The sequence below is a fragment of the Streptomyces sp. 13-12-16 genome, assembly GCF_002114215.1.
GTDB lineage: Bacteria > Actinomycetota > Actinomycetes > Streptomycetales > Streptomycetaceae > Streptomyces.
Genome location: NZ_NCTE01001405.1, coordinates 1115 through 4572, shown reverse-complemented (window position 1 = coordinate 4572; position 3458 = coordinate 1115). Strand labels below are relative to the sequence as shown.

The 3458-nt window shown below is 71.5% G+C and carries 4 protein-coding genes; all 4 read left to right on the top strand.

Going from position 1 to position 3458, the window contains the following annotated elements:
• Positions 1–724: chlorophyllase (locus B7767_RS41660; RefSeq protein ID WP_085576377.1), on the top strand; the 724-nt coding region annotated here is incomplete at its 5' end.
• A gap of 237 nt (positions 725–961) precedes the next feature.
• Positions 962–1570 (top strand): hypothetical protein, encoded by a 609-nt coding sequence (locus B7767_RS41655; protein ID WP_085576375.1) that lies wholly within the window; start codon positions 962–964, stop codon positions 1568–1570.
• Positions 1567–2178 carry a toxin gene (locus B7767_RS41650; RefSeq protein ID WP_179167541.1) on the top strand — a complete coding sequence of 204 codons (612 nt, stop codon included), beginning with the start codon at positions 1567–1569 and terminating at the stop codon, positions 2176–2178. The genes B7767_RS41655 and B7767_RS41650 overlap by 4 nt, the downstream gene beginning before the upstream one ends.
• The gene (locus B7767_RS41645) at positions 2175–3365 is read left to right on the top strand and encodes an MAB_1171c family putative transporter (RefSeq protein WP_085576374.1); all 1191 of its coding nucleotides are present in this window, start codon (positions 2175–2177) and stop codon (positions 3363–3365) included. The genes B7767_RS41650 and B7767_RS41645 overlap by 4 nt, the downstream gene beginning before the upstream one ends.
• Positions 3366–3458: the final 93 nt, after the last annotated feature.

The following is a 3458-nucleotide window of genomic DNA, read 5'->3' as shown; positions in this document are numbered from 1 at the left end:
CGCTCCCGGAGCCCCGTTCTTCTGGCGCTCGCGCGCCGAGGACATGAGCCACGTCCTCGACCGCCTCGACGAGATCGAAAGCGCCGTGGCGGGACTCGCCGGACGCGTCGACCGGGACAGGATCGCGGTCGCCGGACACTCCCTCGGCGGCCACACCGCCGCCCTCCTGCTGGGTGCCCGGACCACCGACCCCGGCAACGGGGGCGAGGTGGACCTGACCGACCCACGGATCAGGACAGGCGTGCTGCTGGCCGCTCCGGGCCGGGGCGGTGACGTCCTGAACGGATGGATGGCCGAACAGGTGCCGTTCTTCCACGCCACCGACTTCTCCGCGATGACCCCGCCCGTCCTGGTCGTCGCCGGCGACAAGGACGACTCCCGGCACTTCACCGACGTCGGCCCCGACGGGCACGCCGACCCCTACCGGCTCGCCCCCGCGCCCAAGACCCTGCTGGCCCTGTTCGACGCCGGGCACCTGCTCGGCGGGATCTCCGGGTACGACGCCGCGGAGACCACCGACGAGAACCCCGGGCGCGTCGCGGCGCTCGCCCGCATCACTTCGGCCTACCTCTGCGCCCAGTTCCGGTGCGGCACCCACGACCGGCGGGAGGAGTGCGAAACGCTGACGTCGGGGCGGAACCCGGTCGGACGGGTCGAGTTCAAGCAGCCATGCCCCGACGGGCACCACGCCGCACACCCGGCGGACGTGAGGAGCCGCTCATGAGCCGGATCCCCGCCCTCCGGGTCGCCTCCGGCACCTGCCGGTCGAACCGGCTCGGAACGGACGAGGTCTCCCCACGCCCCGGCGGGGATCCGAGAGCCGGGCGCGGCCACCGCCCCGTGGCTCGATCCGGACAATCATCGATTACCGGAGGTCAACGATCGTTGCCGCCGGGCGTGTTCGTCGCGTATGGTCCCGCGGACAACACCAGGTGCCGGCAACCGACTCGGGAGCGCAACGGTGGCATCACCCCCTCCTCTCGCCGAAACCCTGCGGCGCCTCGACGCGGCCGTGCAGGAGAAGGGCATCCGTTCGGACCTGCTGGACGTGGCCGAACTGGCCGCCAGGACGGCCCTGCCGGCGTCCACGGTCCGCACCTTGCTCCGGGGCGGCGCACCACCGGACGACTCCGTCAACGACCGGGTCCGGACGCGGATCGCGGCGCTCGCCAAAGCCAGCATGACCACGACCGGCACCCGCATGTCCGACCTGGCTTCGGACATCTCCCGGCGGCTGGGCGTGTCCGGGTACTGGGCCCGTCAGGTCTGTGACGGCAAGAAGGTGCCCAGCGTCGAACTCCTCCACGGGCTCGTCGAGTACTTCGGCGTCGAGGAGGGGGAGGCGTTCTTCACCGCACCGGCCGCCGACGCGCTCAACCGCGCCCTGCTCCCCCTCCTGCGCAAACTCGAACATCCCGAGAACGATCCGGTACTGGCCCTGATGGACCGTTACGGGGTGAACTCCGCCGACCTGCGCATGCACGGTTCCCTGACCCGTGAGCAGTTGGAGCGTCTCCTCGAAGGGGTCCTCCGGTCCGTCGTGCCTCCGGAAGGAGCCCGCGACCAGTGAGCACCAAGGCGATGAAGACCTTACTCACCGTCCTGGGCCGCCGGGCGACGGGAACCGTCGAACGGCCGGCCGAGCCCCAGGAGGTCATGGAGGCGTTCTGCAAGGCCATGAGCGCGCGGACCGGCCGACCGATCAACCTCCTGTTCCGGGCGTTCCCGCCGGACATCCCCGTCTCCGGCATGCGACTGGACTGCGGGGACCACTCCATCATCGTCGTGGAGGAACGCACCGTCCCCGAGGCCCAGTTGGTCATCCTCGGTCATGAGCTGTGGCACGAGGAGCAGGGCGACTGCGGTCACCACGTCGCGGGAATGCCGGCCGCCGCCCGCGCGCTGCCCGCCGGACGGGTCACGGAGGCGATCGAGCGGGCCGTCGAGCAGATCCTCGCCGCGCACGAGGTACCCCGTGACGCGCTCCTCGCCGTCGCGGCCCGTGCCGAGTCGATGGACGACCACGAGGCGGACGCCGAGACGTTCGGGCTGCTCTTCGGCCGCGAGGTCCGCACCTGGATGAAAGGCCGCTACGCGCGGGGCCCGGTCAGCGCGGACACCGTGGAGGGCCGCATCAACCTGTCCCTGAGCAGCCGCGGCGGGCACATCCTGTCATGAGCCCCTCCTTCCACGTCCCGTACATCCTGCCGACCGTGCTCCTGGCGCTGGCCCTCGCGCTGAAGCTCCCCACGTTCCTGCGGGCCTCGCGCGACCCCGACGTCAGGGCGACCACCCTCCTGCTGACCTGGGCCACCGCCGTCCTCGTCGTGATCACCCCGGTCAACATAGAACGGCTCAACGTCCTCACGGGCATACCGAACATCGCCGCCCCCTGGGCCTACTCCTTCCTCACCGCGTTCTGCGCGACCGGCCTGACCATGATCATGCGCTGGCGGGAGGAACCGTCGGAGGGGCGCCGGCGCAGAATCCGCCGCATCTACTGGCTCTACGCGGGCATCGTCGCCGTCCTGTGGCTGACGTTCCTCCTGGCGGACGTCCCGACGCCGCGCGTCTACGACCTGGACACCTACTACGCCGGCACCCCCTGGATGCGCGAACACATCCTCCTCTACATCGCCGCGCACATGGTGTCGTCCCTCGTGGCGGCCTCCATGCTCTGGAAGTGGTTCCCCGAAGTCGCCGACCGCTGGCTGAAGGCGGGGGTGGTCTTCCTGCAACTCGGCTTCGCGTCGGGACTCGTCTTCGACGTGGCGAAGGCGGCCGCGATCGGCGCCCGCTGGTCGGGACACGACTGGGACGTGCTCAGCACCCAGGCCGCGCCCCCTTTCGCGCTGATGGAGGCCGCCCTCGTCGCACTCGGTTTCATCGTGCCGCAGGCCGGGCCGTTCCTGCAGAAGTGGATCCGGGACCAACGCGAGTACCGCCGGCTCGGCCCGCTGTGGCGCGCGCTCCGCGTCCTCACCCCGGCGGCGGCCGAGGCGCGCTTCGGACCGTGGACCCCCCTCGACCTGCGCCTCATGCAGCGCCAGCAGCGGGTCCACGACGCCCTGCGGATGCTCGACCCCTACTTCGACCCGGCTCTTCACCGGCGGGCCCGCGAGGCCGCGCGAGCCGGGCACGACACGCCGAAGGCGGACGGTATCGCCGGGGCGATCACGATCAGCGCAGCCATCAGCGCCTACCGGCGGGGCGGACCCCCCGCCGCGCATTCCCGGGAGCCGTGGGGAGGCGTGGCCGTGAGCGACCGCATCGAAGCGATCGCATCCGCCCTGCACCACCCTCACCTCCTCGAGGACGTCCGCCGACGCATGACCAGCACAGGAAGCGCGAACCACCATGGCTGAAGAGAACGCCCCCCGCCGCCTTGCCGCCGTGGTCGTCGGAGCCGGTGCCACCGGTCTGTTCGCCGCGGCGGCCCTCGCGGACTTCGCCGACGT